This window comes from Nocardioides nanhaiensis (assembly GCF_039542785.1).
GTDB lineage: Bacteria > Actinomycetota > Actinomycetes > Propionibacteriales > Nocardioidaceae > Nocardioides > Nocardioides nanhaiensis.
On sequence record NZ_BAABIM010000002.1, the window covers coordinates 393,866 to 417,779 of the forward strand.

At 73.5% G+C, this 23,914-nt stretch carries 24 protein-coding genes and 1 tRNA gene; 7 read left to right on the plus strand and 18 right to left on the minus strand.

Annotated features, from left to right (window positions below; genetic code table 11):
- Positions 1-8 precede the first annotated feature (8 nt).
- From ABD948_RS10055 to ABD948_RS10065, 3 genes are all read right to left on the minus strand, one after another.
- The gene (locus ABD948_RS10055) at positions 9-572 is read right to left on the minus strand and encodes a TetR/AcrR family transcriptional regulator (RefSeq protein ID WP_345265314.1); all 564 of its coding nucleotides are present in this window, start codon (positions 570-572) and stop codon (positions 9-11) included.
- 120 nt (positions 573-692) lie between these two features.
- Positions 693-2,363 carry an ELWxxDGT repeat protein gene (locus ABD948_RS10060; RefSeq protein ID WP_345265316.1) on the minus strand — a complete coding sequence of 557 codons (1,671 nt, stop codon included), beginning with the start codon at positions 2,361-2,363 and terminating at the stop codon, positions 693-695.
- 202 nt (positions 2,364-2,565) lie between these two features.
- Entirely contained in the window at positions 2,566-3,291 is a 726-nt protein-coding gene (locus tag ABD948_RS10065) for a TetR/AcrR family transcriptional regulator (protein WP_345265318.1), read from the minus strand.
- 91 nt (positions 3,292-3,382) lie between these two features.
- On the opposite strand from ABD948_RS10065, the gene ABD948_RS10070 reads away from it, so the two are divergent.
- On the plus strand, positions 3,383-3,784 hold the full coding sequence (locus ABD948_RS10070) for a VOC family protein (protein ID WP_345265320.1): 402 nt from the start codon (positions 3,383-3,385) through the stop codon (positions 3,782-3,784).
- A gap of 37 nt (positions 3,785-3,821) precedes the next feature.
- Positions 3,822-4,319 (plus strand): acyl-CoA thioesterase, encoded by a 498-nt coding sequence (locus ABD948_RS10075; RefSeq protein WP_345265322.1) that lies wholly within the window; start codon positions 3,822-3,824, stop codon positions 4,317-4,319.
- A 25-nt stretch (positions 4,320-4,344) separates the two neighbouring features.
- Here ABD948_RS10075 and ABD948_RS10080 read toward each other — a convergent pair whose 3' ends face one another.
- From ABD948_RS10080 to ABD948_RS10090, 3 genes are read right to left on the minus strand one after another with little or no spacing between them, the layout of a single operon-like run.
- Positions 4,345-5,574 (minus strand): acyl-CoA dehydrogenase family protein, encoded by a 1,230-nt coding sequence (locus ABD948_RS10080; protein ID WP_345265324.1) that lies wholly within the window; start codon positions 5,572-5,574, stop codon positions 4,345-4,347.
- Positions 5,571-7,217 (minus strand): class I adenylate-forming enzyme family protein, encoded by a 1,647-nt coding sequence (locus ABD948_RS10085; protein WP_345265326.1) that lies wholly within the window; start codon positions 7,215-7,217, stop codon positions 5,571-5,573. Before ABD948_RS10085 ends, ABD948_RS10080 begins: the two co-directional genes overlap by 4 nt.
- Positions 7,218-7,225: 8 nt before the next feature.
- The gene (locus tag ABD948_RS10090) at positions 7,226-8,182 is read right to left on the minus strand and encodes a cyclase family protein (protein WP_345265328.1); all 957 of its coding nucleotides are present in this window, start codon (positions 8,180-8,182) and stop codon (positions 7,226-7,228) included.
- Positions 8,183-8,344: 162 nt separating this feature from the next.
- Here ABD948_RS10090 and ABD948_RS10095 point away from each other — a divergent pair, with 162 nt between their 5' ends.
- Positions 8,345-9,271: a TetR-type transcription factor C-terminal domain-containing protein gene (locus tag ABD948_RS10095; protein ID WP_345265330.1), complete on the plus strand. Its 927-nt coding sequence runs from the start codon at positions 8,345-8,347 to the stop codon at positions 9,269-9,271.
- A gap of 27 nt (positions 9,272-9,298) precedes the next feature.
- On the opposite strand, the gene ABD948_RS10100 is transcribed toward ABD948_RS10095, so the two are convergent.
- Entirely contained in the window at positions 9,299-10,315 is a 1,017-nt protein-coding gene (locus ABD948_RS10100; protein WP_345265332.1) for an FKBP-type peptidyl-prolyl cis-trans isomerase, read from the minus strand.
- A 164-nt stretch (positions 10,316-10,479) separates the two neighbouring features.
- Between ABD948_RS10100 and ABD948_RS10105 the strand changes: the two genes are divergently transcribed.
- Positions 10,480-11,565 carry an SDR family oxidoreductase gene (locus ABD948_RS10105; RefSeq protein ID WP_345265334.1) on the plus strand — a complete coding sequence of 362 codons (1,086 nt, stop codon included), beginning with the start codon at positions 10,480-10,482 and terminating at the stop codon, positions 11,563-11,565.
- A 27-nt stretch (positions 11,566-11,592) separates the two neighbouring features.
- On the opposite strand, the gene ABD948_RS10110 is transcribed toward ABD948_RS10105, so the two are convergent.
- Positions 11,593-12,192, minus strand: a complete 600-nt coding sequence (locus tag ABD948_RS10110) for a DUF1349 domain-containing protein (RefSeq protein ID WP_345265336.1) — start codon at positions 12,190-12,192, stop codon at positions 11,593-11,595.
- A 57-nt stretch (positions 12,193-12,249) separates the two neighbouring features.
- On the opposite strand from ABD948_RS10110, the gene ABD948_RS10115 reads away from it, so the two are divergent.
- Complete coding sequence (locus ABD948_RS10115) at positions 12,250-12,939, plus strand: hypothetical protein (RefSeq protein ID WP_345265338.1); 690 nt, start codon at positions 12,250-12,252, stop codon at positions 12,937-12,939.
- Positions 12,940-12,955: 16 nt separating this feature from the next.
- Here the strand turns inward: ABD948_RS10115 and ABD948_RS10120 are convergent, their stop codons facing one another.
- Both ABD948_RS10120 and ABD948_RS10125 read right to left on the minus strand, forming a co-directional pair.
- Positions 12,956-13,450, minus strand: a complete 495-nt coding sequence (locus tag ABD948_RS10120; RefSeq protein ID WP_345265340.1) for a nucleoside deaminase — start codon at positions 13,448-13,450, stop codon at positions 12,956-12,958.
- Between the two features lie 97 nt (positions 13,451-13,547).
- Positions 13,548-14,156: a pyridoxamine 5'-phosphate oxidase family protein gene (locus ABD948_RS10125; protein ID WP_345265342.1), complete on the minus strand. Its 609-nt coding sequence runs from the start codon at positions 14,154-14,156 to the stop codon at positions 13,548-13,550.
- An 82-nt stretch (positions 14,157-14,238) separates the two neighbouring features.
- On the opposite strand from ABD948_RS10125, the gene ABD948_RS10130 reads away from it, so the two are divergent.
- Positions 14,239-14,784: a CGNR zinc finger domain-containing protein gene (locus ABD948_RS10130; RefSeq protein WP_345265344.1), complete on the plus strand. Its 546-nt coding sequence runs from the start codon at positions 14,239-14,241 to the stop codon at positions 14,782-14,784.
- Positions 14,785-14,874: 90 nt separating this feature from the next.
- Here ABD948_RS10130 and ABD948_RS10135 read toward each other — a convergent pair.
- The 7 genes from ABD948_RS10135 to ABD948_RS10165 form a co-directional block, all read right to left on the minus strand.
- A tRNA-Ala gene (locus ABD948_RS10135) sits at positions 14,875-14,947 on the minus strand.
- A gap of 56 nt (positions 14,948-15,003) precedes the next feature.
- Entirely contained in the window at positions 15,004-15,894 is an 891-nt protein-coding gene (sepX, locus tag ABD948_RS10140; RefSeq protein ID WP_345265346.1) for a divisome protein SepX/GlpR, read from the minus strand.
- 140 nt (positions 15,895-16,034) lie between these two features.
- Entirely contained in the window at positions 16,035-16,658 is a 624-nt protein-coding gene (locus tag ABD948_RS10145; RefSeq protein ID WP_345265348.1) for a GNAT family N-acetyltransferase, read from the minus strand.
- A 2-nt stretch (positions 16,659-16,660) separates the two neighbouring features.
- The gene (locus ABD948_RS10150; protein ID WP_345266772.1) at positions 16,661-17,146 is read right to left on the minus strand and encodes a MogA/MoaB family molybdenum cofactor biosynthesis protein; all 486 of its coding nucleotides are present in this window, start codon (positions 17,144-17,146) and stop codon (positions 16,661-16,663) included.
- A 2-nt stretch (positions 17,147-17,148) separates the two neighbouring features.
- The gene (moaC, locus tag ABD948_RS10155; RefSeq protein ID WP_345265350.1) at positions 17,149-17,658 is read right to left on the minus strand and encodes a cyclic pyranopterin monophosphate synthase MoaC; all 510 of its coding nucleotides are present in this window, start codon (positions 17,656-17,658) and stop codon (positions 17,149-17,151) included.
- Positions 17,655-18,890: a molybdotransferase-like divisome protein Glp gene (glp, locus tag ABD948_RS10160; RefSeq protein WP_345265352.1), complete on the minus strand. Its 1,236-nt coding sequence runs from the start codon at positions 18,888-18,890 to the stop codon at positions 17,655-17,657. Before glp ends, moaC begins: the two co-directional genes overlap by 4 nt.
- 67 nt (positions 18,891-18,957) lie before the next feature.
- Positions 18,958-20,355 carry a UTP--glucose-1-phosphate uridylyltransferase gene (locus ABD948_RS10165; RefSeq protein ID WP_345265354.1) on the minus strand — a complete coding sequence of 466 codons (1,398 nt, stop codon included), beginning with the start codon at positions 20,353-20,355 and terminating at the stop codon, positions 18,958-18,960.
- 66 nt (positions 20,356-20,421) lie between these two features.
- Between ABD948_RS10165 and ABD948_RS10170 the strand changes: the two genes are divergently transcribed.
- Positions 20,422-21,006 (plus strand): 5-formyltetrahydrofolate cyclo-ligase, encoded by a 585-nt coding sequence (locus ABD948_RS10170; RefSeq protein ID WP_345265356.1) that lies wholly within the window; start codon positions 20,422-20,424, stop codon positions 21,004-21,006.
- A 108-nt stretch (positions 21,007-21,114) separates the two neighbouring features.
- Here ABD948_RS10170 and ABD948_RS10175 read toward each other — a convergent pair whose 3' ends face one another.
- Entirely contained in the window at positions 21,115-23,814 is a 2,700-nt protein-coding gene (locus tag ABD948_RS10175; protein WP_345265358.1) for a penicillin acylase family protein, read from the minus strand.
- Between the last annotated feature and the right edge of the window lie 100 nt (positions 23,815-23,914).

Sequence of the window (23,914 nt, forward strand, 5' to 3'; positions counted from 1 at the left end):
GCGCGCCGTCATGCGGGCGGCGCCACGGACCTCACCCACATGGCGGCGATCTGCTCGACGCACGACTCGTCGAGCCGGTAGAGCGCCAGGGAGAAGATGACCGCGGTGCCCAGCGCGGTCCTGGCGACCTCGTAGTCCAGGGAAGGGTCGATCTCCCCCCGCGCCAGGCCGCGCTCCCAGATAGGTCGCATGTACACGTCGGAGGAGCCGCCGACGGTCTCCTGGAACACACGGTTGGCGTCGTCGTCGGCGATCGCACGACCGACCTGCGGACCCAGCGTGGCACGCAGGACCGCCGTGTTCACCGTCGGCACGACGCCCCACACGATGGCGCGGATGTCGCCGAGGAGCGTCCCGGTGTCGACCGGCTCGACGGGGATCGACGCGCGCGCGTTGAGGGCCATGAGCACCTCGTCACGGTTGGCGAACCGCCGGTAGACGGTGGGCTTGCCGACGCCGGCGCGCTCCGCGATGGCCTCCACGGTCACGGCCTCGTAGCCGTGCTCCCTGATCAGTTGGTCGGTCGCGTCGAGGATGCGCTCCTCGATCTGCGGGTCACGTGGGCGGGCCATGATCCTCCTCCTCGTCGTGGAGCACATCGTGCCCCGGCGGTGTGGCGGGTCTGCGAGTGGGCACGCCGACAGCGGCCGGGCCCGAGGGGCCCGACCGCTGCGCACGGGCGAGGATGACGGTCAGGCCTTCCTGACCTTGCCGGTGGGGGCCGAGGTGCGGGCCACCGGGTTGTGGCCCGGGGCCGTCCCCGTGACCCGGACGCGGATCTTCTTGCCGAGGTCGGCCTTCGTGAGCCGGTAAGCCTTGCGGGTGGCCCCGGCGATGGGCTTGCCGTTACGCAGCCACCGCACCTTCAGGGTGGACCCGACCTCCCAGGCACCGGGGACGACCACCACCTTCTTGCCCACACGCAGCGTCGCCTTGCGGATGATCTTGGGAGTCGCGGAGTCGACGCTGAACCAGCGCTGCGCGTCCACCGCCAGCAGGGTGGGCTGGCCCTCCAGGAGCGTGTGGAACACGACGCGGGGTCCGACGGAGAGCACTGCTCGCGCCTCGCCCTGGTTGGCCGGCACCACGTCGCGGACCCGGTCCGTGCCGGCGGCACTGCCGTTGCTCAGCCAGGGCTCGGTGCCGGAGACGCCGTCGTTGCCGCCGAAGGCGACCCCGCGTCCGTGACGGACCAGGCGACCCTCGACGCCGTCACCTGGGCCGGGACGCACGTCCTCGACGCGTGCCGTGCCCGCGACCGTGCCGTCCGAGACGTGGACCTCGCGTCCCGCGCCGGGCACGTCGGCGGTGAAGTAGGCGCGACCGCCCGACTCGACGATGTCGGCCGGGTTGGAGGACGCACCGAGCGCCAGGTCCTTGACGATCCCGGTGGTGGCGGCGGTCCCGCGGGTGGCGAAGAGCTCCTGACCCTGGGTCGGGTGGGTGCCGCGGTAGAAGACGGCGTCGCCGACCCTCGCCAGACCGGAGATGGCGCTGTCGTTGCCGCCGGGGACGGCGTCCTCGATCAGCTGCGTGCCTGCAGGCGTCCCGTTGCTGCGCCACAGCTCGCGGCCGGAGCCGGGGCCGTCGGCGGAGAAGACCACCGTGCTGCCCGAGAGGTGGGTGATGTCCTGGGGCGAGCTCGAGACCGGTCCGGGAGTCACGTCGATGACCTGCGTGCCGCCGTCGGTGCCGTCGGTGCGCACGATCTCCGAGCCGACACCCGCGAAGAACGCACGGAAGTACGCCACGCCGCTGGCTGCCGTGAGGTCCGTGATGGGCGTGTCGTCCGGGCCCACCGTGAGGTCCTCGACGAGTGAGGTGGTCGCCGCCGTGCCCTTGCTGGTCCACAGCTCCGCACCGTGCGTGCCGTCGTCGACGCTCAGCAGCAACCTGTCACCCAGGGGCACCAGCCCGTTGGGCAGACCGCTACCGGCACCGGGGAAGACGTCCTCGACCAGGGTCGTGCCAGCGGTCGTGCCGTCGGTGACCCAGAGCTCGCGGCCCGTGGCCGGCGTCGTCGCGGTGAAGTAGACCCGGTTGGCGACGGTGGTGAACTCGGTCGGGCTGCTGCTGCCCGCGCCCGGGACGACGTCGGCCAGCAGGCGCGTGCCGGCGGCCGTCCCGTCGGAGATGTAGGGCTCCACCCCGCCGGTCTCGGCTGCCGCGGCGAAGAGGAACCGGTTGCCGAGCACCGCCATCTGCTGCTCGGCGCTGACCGTGGTGAAGCTCTTGAGGACCACGGGCGCGGCGTTGCCGTGCGCCGCGGCGGGCGCGGTACTGCCGGCGACGACGAGGGTCGCCAGGCCAACGGCGGCGGCCAGGCCGCTCGCGGTGGCGCGACCTCGGAGGTGGGTGTGCATGGTGGCTCCTGACGCTGGGGTTATTTGGTTACGTGGCGTAACGTAATTCAATGAACCCTCCCCCGCCACCCGGTTGTGCCACCGGTCTGGACCAGTGACCCGGCGGCTCGACCGCCGCGCACGGCGACGACACCTCTTCACCGCGCCCCGCGGAGGGACCGACAGGGAGGGCGGGACGGGCGATCGCGACGGGGCCCGGCCTTCAGCGACCGAGCGACGACAGCCCGTCCAGCACCCGCTCGAGCGCGAACCGCCAGGCGTGGTCGGGGCTGGAGGCGGCCCCCATCGCGGCACCGGCGGCGCCGCCCACCCGTTGGGCGAGCGGGTGGGCGTCGCCCAGGTAGCGGCCCAGGGCGGGGCCCCACCGCGCCCACTCCTCGGCTCCCACGTTCGTCCCGGTAGTCGGACGGCGTCGCGCGACGCGGGCAGACGAGCGGGCGAGGTCGAGCAGCAGGGTGAGGGCGGCGTCGCGGGCGACGTCGTCGAGCCCCAGCCCCTCGAACGCCTGCAGCTCGTGGTCGTACTTGGCGATGGTCCCCGGGCCGAGGACCGTGCGGTCGTCGTCGACGTCGAGCAGCCACGCCCGCGCCAGCAGCTGGGCACGGTTGGCCTCGGCCACCCGTCGACAGCGGGTGCGCCACCCGGCGCGGCCGAACGCCGGCAGGTCCATCTGGGCGTGCGCGGCGTCGGCCATGAGCACGAGCAGGTCGTCCCGGCTGCCGACGTGGGTGTAGACCGACATGGCGGAGATGCCCAGGTGCGCGCCGAGCCGGCGCACCGTCACCTCGGCGAGCCCACCGGAGTCGGCGAGGTCAAGCGCCGCGGCCACCACCTCCCCCGTGGAGACGCGCGACTCCGGGCCCCGACTGCCGCCGCGGGGTGCCTCCGGGTGGTCGCGCCACAGCAGGTCGACCAGAGACCGTGCCATCAGATCACCACCGCCGGGAACATCACGCCATCCTAGGACGTTGTACGACCTTGTACGTTGTACATTGTTTTGCATCGAGCGAGGAGTCACCATGCACGTCACCGCCACCGCCCTCTCCCTCAACGTCCCCGACCCGGCAGCCTCCGCGGCGTTCGCCACCACCCACCTCGGCTTCAGCGAGGCCATGTCCGCCGACGGCTTCGTCTCGCTGGCCCACCCCAGCGCCGGGGTGAACGTGGTGTTCCTCCAGGTCGGCCTGCCCTCCTTCCAGCCCGCCCGGATCGCCGGCGCCGCCGGCGAGGGGCTGCTGATCGCCCTGGTGGTCGAGGACCTCGACGCCGAGTTCGCCCGCATCGCCGACGCCGGCGCCGGCGCCGAGGTGGTGACCCCACCCGAGACCGAGCCGTGGGGCGAGCGCTTCTGCCAGCTCGCCGACCCGAACGGCATCGTCTGGCAGCTGGTGCAGTGGATGCCGGGCTCCGCCGGGGCATGAGGCCGTCCGCCGGCGGGTTGCTGGCAGGATCGCCCGCATGGCCGGTGAGGTGTTCGAGTGCGAGATCCAGGCACGGCTGCGCGACGTGAACCTCGGCGGTCACGTCGACAACGTGGAGGCGATGCGGATCATCGACGAGGCCCGGGTGCTGTTCCTGCGCTTCGCCGAGCTGGGCACCCGCGACGGCGTCGAGCCAGGGACCGGCATCGAGGGCACCGGCCTGCTCGACCCGGTGCCGTCCGGCGTCGTCGAGCTGATGGGCTCCCAGCGCGTCGACTACCACGCGGAGATGCGCTTCACCCCGTTCCGGCCGTTCCTGGTGCGGTTGTGGATCTCCCACGTGGGCCGATCCTCGTTCGCCGTCAGCACCGAGATGCGTACCGACGCCGCCCACCCGCCGGCGCTGCTCGCCGAGTCCACCCTCGTGCTCTGGGAGACCGCGGAGGCCTCCTCGTGGCCGATCGACGACGACGTGCGCGCCGCGCTCGAGCGCTACGCGGGCCCGCCCGTCGCACTGCGCGGCGGGCGGGCCTGAGCGCGCAGGAGCCCAGCGCCGCAGCTCAGCGCTGCAGCTCGGCGCGCGCGATCGAGCGCAGGTGCACCTCGTCCGGCCCGTCGAAGAGCCGCATGGCGCGGTGCCAGCCGTACATGGCGGCCAGTGGCGTCACGTCGGTGACGCCGGCACCGCCGTGCAGCTGGATGGCGCGGTCGATCACCGAGTGCGCCGCGCGCGGCACCGCCACCTTGGCCATGGCCACCAGGTTGCGCGCCTCGCGGTTGCCGAGGTCGTCGATCACCTGGCAGGCCTGGTAGCACAGCAGGCGGGCCTGCTCGAGCTCCAGCCGCGACTCCGCCACCTGGTGCTGGACGACGCCCTGGTCGGCCAGCGGGCCCCCGAACGCGACGCGCTCGTGGGCGCGGTCGACCATCATCGCCAGCGCACGCTCCGCGGCACCGAGGGCGCGCATGCAGTGGTGGATGCGTCCCGGCCCCAGACGGGCCTGGGCGGCCGCGAATCCGCCACCCTCCTCGCCGACCACGTTGCCCACCGGCACCCGGACGTCGGTGAACTCGACGATCGCGTGGCCGTGCTGGTCGTGGTGGCCGAAGACCGGCAGGTCGCGCACCACCCGCACGCCCGCAGTCTCGCGGGGCACCAGCACCATGCTCTGCTGGCGGTGCCTGGCCGCCGTCGGATCGGTCTTGCCCATCAGCACGAACAGCGCGCAGCGCGGGTCGAGCGCCCCGCTGGTCCACCACTTGCGACCGTTGACCACGTACTCGTCGCCGTCGCGCTCGATCCGCGTCTCGATGTTCGTGGCGTCCGAGCTGGCCACGGCCGGCTCGGTCATCGCGAACGCCGAGCGGATCTCGCCGTCGAGCAGCGGGCGGAGCCACTGCTCCTGCTGTGCGGGCGTGCCCAGCAGGTGCAGCAGCTCCATGTTGCCGGTGTCGGGCGCCGCGCAGTTGGTGGCCTCGGGCGCGATGTCGAGACTCCAGCCGGTGAGCTCGGCGATCGGGGCGTACTCCAGCTGGGTGAGGCCCGACTCCGCCGGGAGGAAGAGGTTCCACAGCTCGCGTTCGCGGGCCTTGACCTTCAGCTCCTCCACCACCGCCGGCAGCCTCCGGTCCTCGAGTCCCGCGGCGGCGCGCTGCTCGGCGTAGGTGGCCTCCGCGGGGAGCACCTCCGCGTGCAGGAACTCCTCCATCCGTGCGAGCAGCTCGACGGCGCGACCCGAGGGCGCGGCGAGCGCCCGGACCGACCGGACGGCGCTCCGCGGTGCGCTCATGCGCGGAGCTCGCGTCGCAGGATCTTGCCGGTCACCGTCTTGGGCAGCTCGTCGAGCAGCACCACCTCGCGGGGGTACTTGTAGGCCGCCATCCGCTCCTTGCAGTGGGCGATGAGCTCCTCGGGCGTGACCTCGGCGCCGTCCTTGAGGCTGACGAACGCCTTGACGGTCTCGCCGCGCTTCTCGTCGGGCACCCCGACGACGGCCGCCTCGCGCACCGCGGCGTGCTCGGCGAGCACGTCCTCGACCTCGCGCGGCCACACCTTGTATCCGGAGGCGTTGATCATGTCCTTCTTGCGGTCGACGATGAAGATCCAGCCGGCGTCGTCCATGAAGCCCACGTCGCCCGAGCGCAGCGCTCCCCCGGGCAGTCCGGCGGCGGTCTCCTGCGGCTTCTGCCAGTAGCCGGCCACCACCTGGGGCCCCTCGGCCACGATCTCGCCGACCTCGCCGAGCGGCACCTCGGCCCCGTCGTCGCCGAGGATCCGGACGACGGTCGAGGGCACCGGCACGCCGACCGAGAGCGCGCCCGAGGTGGGGTCGACCGGTGAGGGCGTGCCGAACGGCGTCAGCGTCATCGGGCTCGTGGTCTCGGTGAGGCCGTAGGCGTTGTGGACCTGCACACCGGTCCTCTCCAGGAAGGTCTTCTCCGCCGTCGGCGAGATGGCGGCACCGCCGGAGTACACGCTGGTGAAGGAGGAGAAGTGCTCGCGGCTGAAGTCGGGGTGGTTGAGCAGGGCGTTGAACGCCGTGATCGCACCGATCGTGTAGGTGGGTCGGTGCTGGCGCAGCGCGTCGAGCACGACGGCGGGCTCGAAGCGGTAGGCGAGCACCAGCGGCATCGGCGCCAGGAAGCTGATGCCGATGTGTCCGATCAGGCCGGTGATGTGGAACAGCGGCGCGATGCCGAACACGGAGCCACCGGGCTGGAAGCGGGCGCAGTCGCGGTAGACCGCGGAGGTGAAGGTGACGTTGCCGTGGGTGTTCATCGCCCCCTTGGGTACGCCGGTGGTGCCCGAGGTGTAGGTCAGGAACGCCACGTCGTCGGGGCCGAGCGTGACGGCGGGCGGCACCTCTCCGCGGTGCTCCTCGATGAAGCCGGCGAGGTCGGTGGTGCCCTCGTGCCGCTGCCGGCTGCTGCCCGCGAAGAGCCGTGGGTCGGGGGTGTGCTGGTGCTCGAGCTCGCTCGTGGTCAGCACCAGGCGCACGGCGCTGCCCGGCACGACGTCGCGGGCGACCTCGTCGTAGAGCGACTCCAGGCACACCAGGGCGACGGCGCCGGAGTCCTCGAGCAGGTAGGTCAGCTCGCGCGCCCGGCTCATCGGGTTGATGGAGACCAGCAGTCCGCCCGCCTTCCAGGCGGCCAGCATGGCCACCAGGAACTGCGGGACGTTCTGCAGGTAGACCGCGAGTCGGTCGCCGGCCGCGAAGCCCTGAGCCAGCAGCCCGCTGGCCAGAGCACTGCTCTGCTCGTCGAGCTCGCGGCGGCTCATGACGCCGTCGAAGTAGCGGATGGCGTCGCCGTCGGGGTCCTGGGCCAGCCCGGCCTGGAACATCTCGAGCGCGTTGCGGTGCCCGGCGTGCAGCTCCGCGGGCATCTGCCCGTAGAGCTGCAGCCAGGGCCGCTCGTCGTACTGGGACACCGGCGCCCCTACTTGATGGCGAGCGGGTTGACCGGCGAGCCGCTGCCCTTGGCCACCTTGAGCGGAGCCGCGGCGTAGAAGAACTCGTAGGCGCCGTCCTCGGCGCAGTCGGCCGCCAGGCTCTCGAGGTCGCAGATCTCGGTGAAGGTGATGCCGAGGTTGCGCATCAGCGCGTTGTGCAGCACCAGCGCGACGCCGTTGTTGGGGTCGGTGGTGACCTCGTTGGCGATCGTGTCGGTGACCAGGTTGGGGATCTCCATGTCGGCGAACCACTGGACCAGCTCGGGGCTGTAGACCATGCCGGGCTCGCAGAAGCCCTCGTAGAACTTGTCACCCAGCTCGAAGAAGCGCTGCAGGTAGTTGGTCCGGATCACCAGGATGTCGCGCGGGCGGATCTCGACGCCTTGCTTCTCGGCGCAGGCCAGCAGGTCCTCGTGGGTGAAGGTCTCGGCCGACTCCAGGGTCTCCTTGCCCCGGAAGCGCGCCATGTCGAGCAGCACCGCCCGGCCCACGACGCCGCGCTGGGCGATGGGCTCGACGCTGGCCATCTCCATGCCGCCGACCGTGCTGCGGGCGTCGTAGCCGTTGTAGAGCTGGCCGCCGTACCAGACGTGGCCCAGCGCGTCGTACTGCGTGGAGCCCTGCAGGAAGGCGTCGATCTTGTCGTCGGCGTAGTGCAGACCGCCCGGGAACTGCGGCGCGTCCGCGGCGTCCCAGGTGGACTCGTCCATGATCTGGGTCCGCGTGGCGGGGGTGCGACCGGGCCACACGGGGTCGCCCTTCGGGTCGCCGATGAGGCGCTGGAGGGTGAAGGTCTTGCCGGTGCGGATCAGTCCGGCGGCGGCGAGCACCTGCTCGGGGCCGAGGTAGTTCAGGCTGCCCACCTCGTCGTCGGGGCCCCACTTGCCCCAGTTGCTCGGCGAGTCGGCGAGCAGGTCGGTGAGGTCGGGTGCGGTGTCGGTCATGCGTGCCTCCAAGGTCCCCCGGGCGATGCCCAGGCACAGGTGTGCGGCCCGAACGATCACTCGGGCTGCGGGATGACGCCCATCACATTTCCTGCCGAGGAGTCGCCTGTCAACGGATCCGCGGACCTCTCAGGCAATGTTTTGTTCGGCTATCCTGAACCCGTGCCGACCACGGGAGAACCCGGGACGACGACCGCCCACCGCACCGACCTCGGCCGCGCGGTGCGCACCCTGCGTCAGCACCGTGGCATGACGCTGCGCCAGCTGGCCGCCGCTCTCGGCGTCAGCCCCGCCACCGTGAGCGCCCTCGAGAACGGCCGCACCGGCACCTCCACCGAGCGGGTCACCCAGCTCGCCGACGTGTTGGGGGTCCGGATCGAGCGGCTGGTGGGCACGGTGCCCGAACCCGTCGTGGACGACCGGTGGGCCCGGGCCGCCGGCCCCGCCTCGCCCCGCGGCCCGGCCGTGCCGGCGCAGCGCTCGTGGCGGGAGTTCCCGCCGGCGCGCTGGGACCCCGCGCTGCGCGGGGCGATGGCCTCGTTCCTGGTCTACGGGTACCACGGCTCCACGATGCGCGGCATCGCCGAGAGAGCGGGGCTCTCGGTCGCCGGCCTCTACCACTACTACGGCGGCAAGCAGCAGATGCTGGTCGCGCTGCTCGAACGGGCCATGGCCGAGCTCTCCGCCCGCACCTCCGCAGCGCTCGACGACGGCGCCGACCCCGCCGAGCGCCTCGCGAACCTGGTGGAGTGCCTGGCGCTGTTCCACACCCACCGGCGCGAGCTCGGCTTCATCGGCGCCACCGAGATGCGCAGCCTGATCCCGGCGGCGCGCCACCGCATCGCGGGCATCCGCAACCGGGAGCAGCGCAAGGTCACCACCGAGGTGGAGCAGGGCTGCCGGGACGGACTGTTCGCGACGCCCGAGCCGCAGGCGGCCGCCCGCGCCGTCGTCACCTCGTGCACCGCCCTGGCGCAGTGGTACCGGCCCACCGGCCCCTCCTCGCCCGAGCAGGTGGCCGCGCAGTACGTGGAGTTCGCGCTCGACGTCGTGCGCTGCCGCCCCGCGGCCCGCCCGCTCCCCCGCTGAGCCGAGGAGGCGCGGGCCGGCCGGCGCTCAGCCCTCCGCGGAGACGATGTCGATGACGAACCACAGCGTGGCGTTGCCCGGGATGCTCGGCCCGCTGCCCTCGGCGCCGTAGCCGTAGGCGGGCGGGATCTGCAGCAGCACGCGGCTGCCGACGGGCACGCCGGTCAGGCCGATCGTCCAGCCGGGGATCAGACCGCTGAGGGGGGAGACCAGCGGCTCGCCGCGCGAGTAGCTCTCGTCGAAGGGCGCGTCGGCCTCGTAGGTGGAGCCGAGGTAGTTGACCGTCACCTCGCTCTGCGCGGTGACGGGGGCGCCGTCGCCCTCCTCGAGGACCACGCGCTGCACCGGCTGGTCGAGCTCGGGCTCCTCGATGCCCTCGAAGTCCAGGCCCACCGGGTTGCCGCCCTCCTCCACCACGCTGGGCTGGGTGTCGGGCTCGGCGTCCTCGGGCTGGTCGCTGCTGGGCTCCGGCGCGGCCTGCTGCTCGTCGACCAGGTCGGCCACCACCACGAGGCTGTCGGAGTCCTGGACCTCGAACTGGTTGCCCTGCGGGTCGGCTCCGAAGACCACCTCGGGCGTGGTGACGGCGACGACGCGCGACCCGTAGGTCTGGCCCTCCAGCAGCGAGCCGAACAGCTCGTCGAGCTGCGCGGGCTCGTAGGGGATGGCCTGCGGGGCGCCGTTGTCGTAGTCGCTGAAGAGCTGCTCCTGCCCGGTGCCGTTGCCCAGCCACAGGTAGGTGTTCACGGTGTCACCCTCCTCGACCGGGTCGCCGTCGCCCTCGACCACCGTGGTCACGGTGGTCTCGGCGGGCTGGGGCACCTCGGCGGAGAAGTCGACGGTCAGGCTCTCGCCCACCTCGCCCTCGAACGTGACGCCCTCGACCTCCTCGCCGGTCTCGCTGTCGCCACTGCCGCCCTCCGAGGAGCTCGAGCTCCCGGGGTCGTCGGCCTCCTCGGACCCACCACCCCCGCAGGCGGCGAGGGCGGAGACGAGCAGCAGGCCGCTGAGGGCGGCCGCCGGGCGACGGAGACGTCGGTGCACGGGAGAACCTTCGAGATCGGGGTCGGGCGGAACCACCACGCTAACCGCGCTCCCTGTGCGGGTGCTGAGGGGGCTGCAGGGCAGGCTCCGGGTGGCGTGCCCACGTGCTCGCTAGCGTCGCCGACGGAGGCCGACCGGCGGCCACCACGACCTTGGGAGGGCCCGTGCCCGAGTCAACCAGCACGCCGCGCGGCCGCGCGCTCGTCGTCGGCGTCACCGGCATCGTCGGCCAGGCAGTCGCCCGACGCCTCGTGGCCGAGGGGTGGGAGACCTACGGCCTCTCCCGCAGCGGCACCGCGCCGCTGCCCGAGGTGCACCCGGTGCGCGCCGATCTCAGCGACCCCGAGGGGCTCGCGGCGGCCCTCGACGGCGTCGCCCCGGAGGTCGTGGCGATCACCGCGTGGACCCGGATGGAGACCGAGGAGGAGAACATCCGCGTCAACGGCGGCGCCGTCCGCGACCTGCTGGCGGCCCTGGCGCCGTCACGCTCGGTGCGGCACGTGGCGCTGATGACGGGTCTCAAGCACTACCTCGGCCCGTTCGAGGCCTACGGCCAGGGCGAGATGCCCGACACGCCCTTCCGCGAGGAGGAGGAGCGGCTGCCCTACCCCAACTTCTACTACGCGCAGGAGGACGAGCTGATCGCCGCGGCCGAGCGCGACGGCTTCACCTGGAGCGTGCACCGCTCGCACACCGTGTTCGGGTTCGCCACCGGCAACGCGATGAACATGGTGGCCACGCTGTGCGCCTACGCCTCGCTGTGCCGCGACCTGGGCAGGCCGTTCGTCTTCCCGGGCTCGCAGCAGCAGTGGGACGGGCTCACCGACGTGACCGACGCCGACCTGCTGGCCGAGCAGATCACCTGGGCGACCACCACCCCCGCCGCGCACGACCGGGCCTTCAACACCGCCAACGGCGACGTCTTCCGGTGGCGCTGGCTCTGGCCCCAGGTGGCCGACTGGTTCGGCCTGGAGTGGGAGGGCTTCGACGGCGAGCCGCGGCCGCTGGAGGCCTCGATGGCCGGCACGGAGGAGGCCTGGCGCGACCTGGCCCGACGGCACGACCTGGTGGAGCCCGACCTGGCGCGGGTGGCGTCGTGGTGGCACACCGACGCCGACCTGGGCCGCGACATCGAGGTCGTCACCGACATGAACCGCAGTCGCGCAGCGGGCTTCTCGGCTACCCGTGACACCCGCGCCAGCTTCTTCCACCACGCCCAGCGCTACCGCGACGCCCGCGTCATCCCCTGACGCCGACCTCCGCGGGGCCGGGGTCGCTCAGCCGTGCAGAGCGCCGTCGGCGGGCACCAGCCGCACGTCGGTGAACCGCACGGTGAGCCCGGCGCGCGAGGGCGCGCAGCAGTAGGGCCCGGCCAGCAGCGGCCCCGGCGGCAACGGGGCCACGCGCACCAGCTGCCACGGCTCGTCGTCGACGCGCGCCCGCACGGTGAGGGCGTCCCCGGCGCGGCTGCCGCGCACGGTGACCACCCGCCCCGCCCACGCGGGCACAGGCGCGACCGACCAGTCCGAGACCCCGCGCGTGACGACGGCGCCCACCTGCGGCGCGCCGTCGCTGTGCTCGACGCCGGCCTTGACCCACTGCTCCGGGCCGGACCGCACGAGCAGCCCCGCCTGGTCGAACTGCTCGGGCAGGTCGACGACGAAGGACACCTCCAGCGCCGTCGCCTCCGGGAGCTCCACCAGCAGCGCGTGCCCGGAGTCGCGCACGAAGCCGTAGGAGGTGGTGCGCCACAGGTCGCTGCCCTCGGCCGCCGTGACCAGCAGCGCGTCCTCGCGGACCTGCACGTCCGGTGGCGGGTTCAGCCAGGTGGCCCGTGCCAGGGCGGAGCGCCAGCGAGTGCCGTCGTCGAGGACCATGACGCGGCACGGTACCCGCAGCGTTTGACGGCGTCGCGGTGACGGAAAGCTGCCGCCATGTCCTACCCCGAGCCGACCTCCGAGCCGAGCCGCCTCGGCTCCAGCCCTCGGCGCTTCGGCGGTGCCCGGTTCTCCACCACGGGGCCGGTGCGGGCCGCGCGCCAGCTGCTCGCCTCCACCGACCGGGCCGCCACCTCGGAGGCCGTCGACCCCGGCGCCGCGCGCTCGGTCGTCGGGCGACTGCTGGTGGCCGACGCCCTGCACGGACTGCGCCATCCCGACGACCCCCGCCTCCTGCGGGTGGGGTTCCTCGGCTCGGTCCTCACCCTGGTGGTGACCGGCCTCTTCACCCTGGTGGCCGCGGTCATGTTCACCAGCGTCACCGAGACGTTCCTCGACGACCTGGTCCCCTCGCTCTTCGGGGACGACCCCATGGGCGGCGTCGGTGGGAAGGACGGCGACGCGTTCTTCACCCTGTTCTCGGTGGTGACCGGCGCCTTCGTCGTCATCGGGTCGGTGATGCTGCTCGGTGCCGTGGTGCGCATCGCCGCCAAGGCCTACGCGGTGGTGTCGGGCCTGCGCCTGGCTCGCACGCCGGCGAGCACCGGACAGGGCGTCACCCCTGAGCTCGAGGACCAGCTGCACCGCGAGCTCGCCGCGGCGCTGGCGTTCAGCACCCCGCAGTCGCGGCAGCACCGCCGGATGGTTGGCGGGTCGATGATGGGTAGCAGCGGGACCAGCTACTGACTGCCTCCGGCACAGGTCAGCCGGCGGCGCGGTCGCGCTCGACCCGGGCCCGGTGCAGGGCCTCCATCTCGCCCACGAGCTCCGGCGCCGGCCCGTCGACGACGGCCCCCGGCACCACCTGCTCCACCGGCAGCGTCGCGACGGCGGGGGCCGGCTCGCCCCAGGCCTCCAGCCACGCGGCCAGCTGCTCGGACCGCACGGCGGCCACGATGCGACCGAGCCCGACCCAGCCGTGGGCCGCGGCACACATCGGGCAGTGCTCGCCAGAGGTGTAGACGGTGGCCTCCGCCCGCTCCTCCTCCGGCAGGTGCTCCACGGCCCACAGCGCGAGGGCCAGCTCGGGATGGCGGGTGCGGTCGCCGCCGCTGACCCGGTTGCGGTCCTCGGCCAGCACCTCGCCGGTGCCCGAGACGAGCACCGATCCGAACGGCTCGTCGCCGTCGTCGAGCGCCTCGCGGGCAAGCTCGACGCAGCGCCGCAGGTGGATCAGGTCGGTGTCGCTGAGCGTCATGCGAGTCAGTCTCCCAGTGGTACTCCGCAGCAAGGTGGTCGCGATCGGGGCTCTGTGACGACCAACGTGCAGCGGACTACCGCCCCACGCGTCGCCGTCAGGTGGCCGCCGACCTGCGGAGGCGCTCGACCTCGGCGCGCAGCGACTCCAGCTCGGAGAGCAGCGGGGCGAGCTCCTCGGCGGTGAAGCGCGGGGTGATGTGTTGCGGGCAGTTCCAGTCGTAGCCGCGCACCCGCACCCGCACGACGCGCTCCACCCGGCCGGCCTGCTCGGGATGACGCACGGCCGCGAGCAGGGCGTCGTCCGGCTCCTCGACCACCTCGGCCTCGCCGATCACCTTCAGACGCGCCTGCCGCGCCTGGTCGAGGAGCAGCAGCGAGACCCGCGGCCGGGTCGCGAGGTTGCCGACCGAGAGGTACTGGCGGTTGCCGCGCACGTCGGCCCACGCGAGCGTGGCGCCGTCGTCGAGCACGCGCAGGAAGCCGGCGGGCCCGCCGCGGTGCTGCACGTAGGGCCAGCCCGTCTCCCCCACCGTCGCCAGCACGAACCAGTCCCGGGAGGCGACGAACGCCGCCTCGTCCGGCCCCAGCCGCTCGCCGACCTCGGCGTGCGCCACGTGCCGCGCCTGGGCCGGGCGGCTCCCCTGCTGCTCCTGGACGGCGGCGACGGCGGGGGTGACCAGCTCCTGCAGGTAGGCGTGGACCACGGTTCTCACCTTTCACAGCGGGTTCGGTGGTGAGAGCGTACGCGGGACCGCTCTCACCATTCAAGATCTGTACGATGGTGAGATGCGCACCCGGGTCGACGCCGTGCCGGACCGCCCCCTGCGCGGCGAGCCGCTGCCGCTCGACCTCGTGAACACCCGGTGGGCCGACGCGGGCGGGCCCGTCGACCTCTTCGACGCGCCCGGCGGCGTCGCCGCGTGGCTGGCCGAGCACCACCCCGACGCCGAGCCGGCCGCGGTGGAGGTCCCGCTCCGCGCCGCGCGCGACGCCCTGCGTGCCGTGGTCGAACGTCCCGAGGACCCGGCGGCCGCCGGGCTGCTGGACGCCGTGCTCGAGCACGGTCGGGTGCGACGCGGCTACGGTCCGGACGGTCCCACCGCTCTGGCCGACGTCGACACCGCCTGGCTGCCCGCCTGGACCGCAGCCGCCGCCTACCTCGACCTCGTCGGGGAGCTGCCCGGGCGCATCCGCCGCTGCGACGGCCAGGGCTGCGTGCTGGTCTTCGCCGACACCTCGCGCAACGGACGGCGTCGCTGGTGCTCGATGCAGGCCTGCGGGGCCCGGGCCAAGGCCGCCGACTACTACCGGCGGCGCACGGGCCGCGGCTGAGCCCCGGGACCGCTCGGGCGCCGAGAACGACGACGGCCCGAGAACGATGATGGCCCGTAGCCTGCCGGCTACGGGCCACATCTGCATCGGTGGAGCTGAGGGGATTCGAACCCCTGACCTTCTCATTGCGAACGAGACGCGCTACCAACTGCGCCACAGCCCCAGGCGAGGGGAAACGTTAGCACCGGGCGATCGGGGCCACCCAATCGCACCCCCGGGTCAGGAGCCGCTGGCGCGACGCTCCTCGGCGCGGGCCTCGGCCTGCTCGGCCTCGGCCTTCTTCACCCGGGCAGCCTCCTCGGCCTCGCGGGCGATCTGGGAGTCGACCTCCGAGCGGCCCGAGGTCCACACGCCGGTGGAGTCCAGGTCGATGGTGCGCACGGAGCGGCGTGCGGCGGGCTCCTTGGTCACGTAGGTGGGCAGCGTGGTCGGCACCGGGTCCCACCCGACCTGCACACCCTGCTCGGCGGCCGGCACGGCCGCGATCTCCTCGGTCTCGGGATCGGCGTCGGCAGCCGGCTCGACGACGGCGACCTCGGCCTCACGCTCGTCGTCGACCGCGGGGTGCGCGCCGGTCTCGGCCTCGGGGGCCTCCGGCTCGACGACGGGCGCCGCGGGGATGCGGTCGGCGCGGGGAGCGGCCGGACGTGCGGGACGGCGTCGCTCGGCCTTGACCATCACGCGGCAGGCCACGAGCCACGCCACCAGCAGCGCGGCCGGCGCGGCCACCCACGCCCAGGCCAGCACCGCGAAGGCCGCGAGGGCGAGCACGGTGCCCGTGGCCATGAGCAGCAGCCCCAGCACCCGACGACGGCGCTGGGCCGGGGAGGCGGTGCGTCGCGGCGCGGGCGTCGTCGTCACCTCGACGTCGAGCTCCGCGCGGGCGACCTCGACCACCTCGGCGGCCTCGGCGGCGGGGCGGCCGGGCACCACGAGCGTCGTGGTGCGGCCGTCCGTGGTGTCGCGACGGGCGAGCACGCGCAGCGAGGAGGAGAACGACTCGACCGTGCGGCCGAGGCGGTCCTCCTCGTGGTGCTTGAGCGCCTTGGGGATGAGGTAGGCGGCCCATGCGACCGCCAGGGCGACGAAGATGAGTGCGCTCAGGTCCACGACCCGAGGTTAGGAGCGATAGCGCAGCCTGTGCCGGATGTCTACCAGTGTGTCGTGGATGAACTCCTGTGGCGGCTGTGTTTTTGGCCGCGATGCTGGCTGGTGGTGGTCGCCGAGGACTGGTCGCCGGCGTCCGGGTGTCAGCGCTGGGACTGCTCGCTCTCGTAGCGCGCCAGCAGACCGCGAGGGACCTCCTCGGAGGTGATCGCGTAGATCCGGTGGTCGCGCCAGTCGCCGTCGATGTGCAGGAACCGTGGGGCGTAGCCCACCTCGTGCAGGCCGAGCTTCTCCACCACCCGCAGGGAGTTGGAGTTCTCGGGCCGGATGCAGACCTCGATGCGGTGCAACCCCACCTGGGTGAAGCAGTGGTCGATCGCCATCGCCAGCGCCCGCGGGATCACCCCCCTGCCCGCGTGCCGCTGGTCGACCCAGTAGCCCGCCGAGGCGAACAGCGCCGAGCCGCGCACGATGTTGTTGACCGTCAGCTGGCCCGCGAAGCGCCCGTCGACGTCGACCGCCCACGGCAGCGTCGTGCCGGCGGCGGCCGCCCGGCGCAGGCGCCGCACCAGCGCCCGGAAGGACGTCGCCCGCGGGTCGCCGCCCGGCGGCACGGTGGCGTCCCATCGCACCAGCCAGGTGGCGTTGCGCTGCCGTGTCTCCCGCCATTCCCGGGCGTCGGAGACCGCGAGCGGGCGCAGCGTCACCACCGGGTCGGTCCCCGAGGTCAGCGTGGCCGGCCAGCCACGCGCGCTCTCCCCCAGCACCGTCAGTCCTCGCTGCGCGGGTGGTCGCTGCCCACCGCCTGCTCGACGGCGTGCACGAGCACCGGGCGCAGCACCTCCAGCCCGTCCTTCACCCCGCCGCGCGACCCCGGCAGGTTGACCACCAGGCAGGTGCCGGCGAGTCCCGCGATCCCGCGCGAGAGCACGGCCGTGGGCACCCCCTTGGCCACCCCCGCCGAGCGGATCGCCTCCGCCAGCCCGGGCACCTCGGCGTCGATGACGGCGCGCGTGGCCTCGGGCGTGCGGTCGGTGGGCGTCAGCCCGGTGCCCCCGGTGGTCAGGACGCAGCGCGCCCCGCCCTCGACGGCCGCGGCGATCGCCTCGCGCACCGGGTCGCCGTCGGGGACCACCACGGGCGCCTCCACCAGGAAGCCCAGCTCGCGCAGCGCCTCGACGACCAGCGGACCCGTGGTGTCCTCGTAGACCCCGGCCGCGGCCCGGTTGGAGGCGACCACCACCTCGGCGCGCATGCTCACGACCGGTCCTCCTGCTCCACGTCGGGGCGGCGCCAGTCCCCGGACTTGCCGCCGGTCTTGGTCTCGACCCGCACGTCGGTGATCACCGCTCCCTTGTCGACGGCCTTGACCATGTCGACGACGGTCAGCGCGGCGACCGAGACCGCCGTCAGGGCCTCCATCTCCACGCCGGTGCGGTCGGTGGTGCGCACGGTGGCGCGGACGGCGACCGCGTCGTCGTCGACCCGCAGGTCGAGCGTGACGCCGGAGATCGCGAGCGGGTGGCACAGCGGGATGAGCGACGGCGTCTGCTTGGCGCCCATGATGCCCGCGATGCGGGCCACCGCGAGCGCGTCGCCCTTGGGCACGCCCTCGCCGCGCAGCAGCTCGACCACGCGCGGCGAGACCAGCACGCGTCCGCTGGCGGTGGCCTCCCGCGCGGTGACCCGCTTCTCGCCGACGTCGACCATGCGCGCGGCGCCGGTCTCGTCGACGTGAGTGAGCCCGCTCGCCTCCTCGCTGCTCATGCCCGGTCCAGGGGGACGACGTACACGCGGGTGCCGGACTCGAGCGAGGTGGCCTCCTCGGGCACGACGATGAGCGCGTTGGCGCGCGCCAGGTCGGCCACCAGGTGCGAGCCGGCGCCGCCCACGGGCGTGATGGCGGGCTCGCCGTCGAGGTCGTCGAGGTGGCCGCGCAGGAACTGCCGCCGCCCGGGCGGCGAGGAGACCTCGCGGGTCAGCCGGGCGGTGGCCAGCGGCGCCAGCGCGGGCTCGACACCCGTCATCCGTCGCAGCGCCGGGCGCACGAACAGCTCGAAGGAGAGGTAACTCGAGACCGGGTTGCCGGGCAGGCAGAAGATCGGGACGTCGCCGATCATCCCGAAGCCCTGCGGCTTGCCGGGCTGCATGCGCACGCCGCCGAACCACATGGTGCCCAGCGGGCGCAGCGCCTCCTTGACGACGTCGTAGTCGCCCTGGCTGACGCCGCCGGAGGTGACGACCACGTCGGCGCGCACGATGTGCTCGTGCAGCACCTCCAGGAAGCGGCCGGGCTGGTCGCTGACGGCGCCCACGCGGTGCGCGACGGCGCCGGCGGCACCCGCGGCGGCGGCGAGCAGGTGGGAGTTGCTGTCGTAGATGCTGTCGTCCATCAGCGGTGAGCCCACCTCGGTGAGCTCGGTGCCGGTGGAGAGGATGACGACGCGCGGGCGGCTGCGGGTGCGCACCGAGGCGCGCCCCACGGCCGCCAGCAGGCCCACGTGCCGGGGGCCGATCACCGTGCCGGCGGTGATGACGACGTCGCCCTCGCGCACGTCCTCCCCGGCGTCGCGCACGTGCTGGTGCGGCTGCGGCGCCTGCTCGATGCGCACCGCCTGCGCACCGCGGTCGGTCCACTCGTAGGGGACGACGGCGTCGGCGCCCACGGGCATCGGCGCGCCCGTCATGATCTTGGCGGCGGTGCCCGGCGGCAGCTCGCGCAGCATCACCTGGCCGGCGCCGATCTGCCCGGAGACCGTCAGCTCGACGGGCCGCTCCGCGCTGGCGCCCTCGACGTCGGCCACGCGCACGGCGTAGCCGTCCATCGAGGAGTTGTCGAAGCGCGGCAGGTCCAGCGGCGAGACGACGTCCTCGGTGCAGGCCAGGCCCAGGGCGTCCTGGATCGGCTGCTGGAAGTCGGGCAGCGGCTGCACCGTGCCCAGGATGCGGGCCAGGTGCTCCTCGACGCTGACCAGCTCCTCGGGGGTGCTGTGGCTCATGGGCGTGACGCTACCCGGCCCCGCCGAGGCGGCCGCTCCCCGTGCCGGGCCGGGGGTCGGGCCGCCGTCAGGCCTCGGTGCGTCCGCTGAGCACGGTGGCGGCGTCGACGCGCTGGGCGGAGCGCGCCTCGAGCTCGACCTCGCCGATCACCTCGATGTCGCGGCAGAACGTCCAGTCGCCGTGCACCGTGAAGCGGGAGGCCTTGCGCAGGGAGGGCGCGCCCTGGGGGAAGCGCTTGTCGCACTCCCCCACGAGCTTGTAGTGCGCCGGGTCGAGGTCCACGTAGGGCAGCTCGTCGGCGGCCTGGTCGAGCACGAAGTCCTGGCCGAGGTCGTAGACGTCGGAGCGCAGCACCAGCAGGTCGTTGGTCGTCTTGACGGGCACGAACCGGTCGCGGCCGACCTCGATCAGCTGGGCACCCTCGAAGACCTCGATGGCGGCGCCCATCGCCGTCTCGATCTGCACGACCTCGGGGGTCTTGGGGTCGGCGGGGTCGACGTTCTTGACGTTGCGGATCAGCGGCAGGCCCAGGATGCCCTGGCGCTCGTCGAGGGTGCGCTTCATGGCGGCGAGGTCGAACCACAGGTTGTTCGTGGAGCAGTAGCGGTGCCGGTCGAGGTCGGCCAGTGCCTCCGTGTCGGCGTCCGGCGTCTGCGCGGTCTCGCGCAGCACCAGGCGGCCGTCGGCCTTGCGGCGCGCGAAGTGGCCGCCCTTGCGGTCCGAGGGCGTGCGGCGCACCGCCTCGATGGCGAACGGGGCCCCGCTCGCCGCGAACCACCCCGCCACCTGCGGGTCGGGCGTGGCGCCGAGGTTGTCGGAGTTGGAGACGAAGACGTGGCGGTAGCCGCGCTCGATCAGCAGGTCCAGCAGGCCGGTGCCGCGCAGCGCGGTGTAGAGGTCGCCGTGCCCGGGCGGGCACCACTCCAGGTCGGGGTCCTTGGGGTAGCTGACCGGCACGAGGCCCTTGAGCAGCAGCTTGGGCTCCTTGTTCTGCAGGAACTCCAGCGGCAGCCCCTCCACCGGCAGCGACTCGTAACGGGCCACCGCGGCCAGCGTGTCGGCCGAGGTGCGGAAGGAGTTCATGAAGATCAGGGGCAGCGTGGCGTCGTGCGCCTCGCGCAGGTGCAGCACCTGGCGGCAGATCACGTCGAGGAAGGAGAGTCCGCGGCGCACGCACAGCAGGGACTTCGCGCGGTCCATGCCCATGGAGGTGCCCAGACCGCCGTTGAGCTTGATGACGGCGGTGTGGCGCAGCGCCTCGAGCGCCGTCGCCTCGTCCACCTCGACGCCGTCGAGGGAGGGCATGTCGACCGGCTCGATGCTCGCCTCCGGGATCATCCCGGTCTCACCGTGCTCGAGCAGCCGGTGGTAGTGGGCGAAGGTGTCGATGGCGACCTCGTCGACGCCGGCGTCGCGCATCTTCTGGCGGGCGAGCTGCAGGCCCTTGCTGGCCGTTGATCCCATACCAGCGATCGTAGGCTCGCATCGTGCTCGTGTCCCAACTTGGGCGTACCCCGCCGGCGGCCCGCCGTGGCTGAGAGCCTCGCCGCGGCCAAGCTGGCCCTGCGCGACCAGCTGCTCACCGCCCGACGACGACGCGGCCTGGCGGCGCTGGGCGAGGACGCCCGGTCGCTGGCCGGGGTCGTGCTCGCCGCCCCCGAGGTGCGTCGCGCGGCCACCGTGGCCTGCTACGTCTCGGTGGGCTCCGAGCCGGGCACGGGGCCGTTGCTGGCGGCTCTGCACGGGGCCGGGCGCCGCGTGCTGCTGCCCGTCCTGCTGCCCGACGGCGACCTGGACTGGGCGCCCTACACCGGCGACGCCGGCCTCGCCCCGGCCCGCCGCGGGCTGCTCGAGCCGGTGGCCGCGCCGCTCGGCGTGGACGCCGTGGCGGGCGCCGACGTCGTCCTGGTGCCCGGGCTCGCGGTCTCGCCGTCCGGCCTGCGGATGGGCCGCGGCGGCGGCTCCTACGACCGGGCGCTGGCCCGGGTGCCACTCGGCACGTTCACCTGCTGCCTGCTGCACGACGACGAGGTCGGCCTCACCGTCCCCGCCGAGCCCCACGACCGCGCCGTCACCGCCGCCGCCACCCCCACCCGGGTCGTCCGGTTCGGGTGACGGGCGCGGCGGCGGCGGCGCATGTTACTGACTGCTGCGACTAGTAGGTGGGGTCGCGGTGAGGGGTCCTACTAGTGCCAACGGTCAGTAACATCCGTCAGCGGCGCCTCACTCCTCCTCGGCGGGCACCAGGGTGAGCACGTCGTCGGCGGCAGCGTCGACGGCGTCGCGGGTGAAGGCCCAGGGCAGCGTCTGACCGTCCGCCCAGAGGTCGGTCTGGTCGGTGTAGTGCGGGCTCGCGGGGTGGCCGGAGACGCCGGTGAGGCCGATCCAGCGCGAGTCGTCGAGGTCGGCCATCGAGACCACCATGCGCATCGACGGCGCCGCGACCACGCCGTAGCCTTCGGTGGCGTCCCAGGAGGTGGCATCGACCGTCGAGGACCCGCCGCCGACCTCCCACGGCCCGCGGTTGACCAGCCGCTCCACCAGCCCGATGCCGGACTCCCCGAGGGTCGGGGAGCGCAGCTCGAGCTCGTGCAGGTCGCCCCAGCGCCACTCCTGGCTGCGCGGGGACTGCCGCGAGGTCAGCTCGTCGCGCGCCTCCTGCATGACCGCGGCGATCACGTCGTCGCGGTCCTCGGTGACGTCGTCGGTGGTGACGTCGTCCCACCACGCGTCGGCGGGCCGGGTGAGCAGCTCCTCGACGACGCCGAACCAGCGCGAGCCGCCCCCGGGCCACAGCCCGGCCGGGACCTGGTCGTGGAAGGTCGCTGCCAGCAGCCGGCGCCACACCACGTTGAAGTAGGCGGCCGCCGCGCTGTCGGCGCCCTGGCCGAAGTCCCACTCCTCCAGCAGTCGCTGGCCGTCGGAGTAGTAGCCGCCGGGCAGGTCGACGTCGAGCAGGTAGGGCACCAGCACGGGGGCGAGGGGGTGGTGGTCGTCGAGCTGCAGCTGCAGCATCTCGCGCATCGAGAGCTCACCCTCCTCGAGGAGCAGCTGGCGGATGCGCTCGGCGCGGTAGCCGCGGTCCCAGTCGTCGGTGAGGAAGTAGGGGTAGTCCTCGCCGACCACCGCCTGGTTGGCGGTCGCGACGAACCCCTCCTCGGGGTCGAGCACCGAGGGCAGGCCGTCGGTCGGCACGTACTCGCCGGTCCAGTCGTTCTCCGAGCGCCAGCCGGCCGAGGGCACGCTGCCGTCGTTGCCGGACTTGCGGATCGGGATCCTGCCCGGCGCCTGGTAGCCGATGTGCCCCTCGCGGTCGGCGTAGACGAGGTTCTGCGCGGGCACCTCGAAGTCGGCGGCCGCGGCGCGGAACTCGTCCCAGTCTCCGGCCAGGTTGAGCGCGAGGATCGCGTCGGCGGTGGTGCCGGGCTCGAGCGCGGTCCAGGCCAGCGAGACGGCGTACTCCTCGTCGTCGCGGCGCGCGCGGCCGGCCTCCTCCTCGCTCGGGGCCACCTCCGCGACCTCGTCGAGCACCTCGTCGAGCGCCTCGTCGGCGTCGCTGAGGATCGGGCCGTGAGCGGTGCTCCGCACGGTGATCGTGACGTCGTCGCCGCCGGCCACCTCGATGGTCTCCTCGCGGGTGCGCAGCGGCTGCAGCCGCCCGTCCTGCACCCAGTTCTCACCGCGCACACGCTCCACGTACAGGTCGGCGACGTCGGGGTCGAGGTTGGTGAACCCCCAGGCGATGTCGGCGTTGTGGCCGATGATCACGCCGGGCACGCCGGCGAACCCGAAGCCCGCCACCTCGAGCGGGCAGGCCTCGCTGACCGTGCGGCAGTGCAGCCCCACCTGGGTCCACACCCCCGGCATCGAGACACCGAGGTGCGGGTCGTTGGCCAGCAGCGGTGCGCCGGTCGAGGAGTGGTCGCCGTCGACGACCCAGGAGTTGCTGCCGATGCCGTCGCCGCGGCCCACCAGGGCAGGCATCGCGTCGAGCCGCTCGCCCAGCCGCTCCAGCTGGTCTCGCACGGCCGGCCCGAGCCGCGGCCGCTCCGGCACCCGGGTGCCGCCGCGGGTGGCGTCCTGCTCGAAGACGCCGTCGACCACGCGCCCCTGGTCGACGATCGTGCGGTGCTCCTCGTAGGGGTAGGGCGGGTACAGGTCGGCGAGCGCCTGCTCGGGGTCGAGCCCGGTCGCCTCCTCGGCCTCGGCGAAGTGGTCGCCCAGCAGCCCCCGCTCGATCTCGGCGGTCATGTTGCCGCGCAGGTCCCAGGCCATGGCCTTGAGCCACGCCAGGCTGTCGACCGGCGTCCACTCGGCCGGCCGGTAGTCCAGGCCGGTGAGACCGAGCACGGTGTACTCGACGGCGATCTGCGTCGGGTCGTGCTGGGCCAGGTAGGCGTTGACACCCTCGGCGTAGGCGCTGAGAGCGTCGCGGGTGGCGGGCTCGAGCAGCGGCAGCTCGGCCTCGGCGACCCGGCGCCACCCCATCGTGCGCACCAGCACGTCGGTCTCCACCGCGGACTCACCGAAGAGCTCGGCCATCCGGCCGGCGGTGATGTGGCGCCGCACGTCCATCTCGAAGAACCGGTCCTGCGCGTGCACGAACCCCTGGGCCCGCATCAGGTCGGGCACCGAGTCGGCGTAGATCTGGGGGATCCCGTGCTCGTCGCGCACCACCTCCACCTCGCCGTCCAGGCCGGCCACCTCGAGGGTGCCGGTGGTCTGCGGCAGCGGGAGCCGGGTGAGCACGGTCGTGGTCACGAGCACGCCGACCACCAGCAGCACCACCACCAGCGCCGTCCAGGTGCCCCAGCGCACCGCGCGCGGCAGCCCACGGAAGCGGCTCCACCAGCTGCGGCGGGGTGCCGCTGCAGGGGGGCGGTCGGGGGTCTGCGCCGGGTCCGCGGCTGTGGTGCCACTCATGGTGCGCGCCATTGTCCCCGTGGCGTAGCATTGGCACTCGCCCGGGAAGAGTGCCAGCCACTCGCGCACGACCCCATCCCTCCCCCGGGCCCGTGAGTGC

Coding starts and splice junctions, on each gene's coding strand:
- ABD948_RS10055 (WP_345265314.1), bottom strand. CDS start 572: ATGGCCCGCCCACGTGACCCGCAGATCGAGGAGCGCATCCTCGACGCG.
- ABD948_RS10060 (WP_345265316.1), bottom strand. CDS start 2,363: ATGCACACCCACCTCCGAGGTCGCGCCACCGCGAGCGGCCTGGCCGCC.
- ABD948_RS10065 (WP_345265318.1), bottom strand. CDS start 3,291: ATGGCACGGTCTCTGGTCGACCTGCTGTGGCGCGACCACCCGGAGGCA.
- ABD948_RS10070 (WP_345265320.1), top strand. CDS start 3,383: ATGCACGTCACCGCCACCGCCCTCTCCCTCAACGTCCCCGACCCGGCA.
- ABD948_RS10075 (WP_345265322.1), top strand. CDS start 3,822: ATGGCCGGTGAGGTGTTCGAGTGCGAGATCCAGGCACGGCTGCGCGAC.
- ABD948_RS10080 (WP_345265324.1), bottom strand. CDS start 5,574: ATGAGCGCACCGCGGAGCGCCGTCCGGTCGGTCCGGGCGCTCGCCGCG.
- ABD948_RS10090 (WP_345265328.1), bottom strand. CDS start 8,182: ATGACCGACACCGCACCCGACCTCACCGACCTGCTCGCCGACTCGCCG.
- ABD948_RS10110 (WP_345265336.1), bottom strand. CDS start 12,192: ATGGTCCTCGACGACGGCACTCGCTGGCGCTCCGCCCTGGCACGGGCC.
- ABD948_RS10115 (WP_345265338.1), top strand. CDS start 12,250: ATGTCCTACCCCGAGCCGACCTCCGAGCCGAGCCGCCTCGGCTCCAGC.
- ABD948_RS10120 (WP_345265340.1), bottom strand. CDS start 13,450: ATGACGCTCAGCGACACCGACCTGATCCACCTGCGGCGCTGCGTCGAG.
- ABD948_RS10130 (WP_345265344.1), top strand. CDS start 14,239: ATGCGCACCCGGGTCGACGCCGTGCCGGACCGCCCCCTGCGCGGCGAG.
- ABD948_RS10150 (WP_345266772.1), bottom strand. CDS start 17,146: ATGCGCGCCGAGGTGGTGGTCGCCTCCAACCGGGCCGCGGCCGGGGTC.
- moaC (WP_345265350.1), bottom strand. CDS start 17,658: ATGAGCAGCGAGGAGGCGAGCGGGCTCACTCACGTCGACGAGACCGGC.
- glp (WP_345265352.1), bottom strand. CDS start 18,890: ATGAGCCACAGCACCCCCGAGGAGCTGGTCAGCGTCGAGGAGCACCTG.
- ABD948_RS10165 (WP_345265354.1), bottom strand. CDS start 20,355: ATGGGATCAACGGCCAGCAAGGGCCTGCAGCTCGCCCGCCAGAAGATG.
- ABD948_RS10175 (WP_345265358.1), bottom strand. CDS start 23,814: ATGAGTGGCACCACAGCCGCGGACCCGGCGCAGACCCCCGACCGCCCC.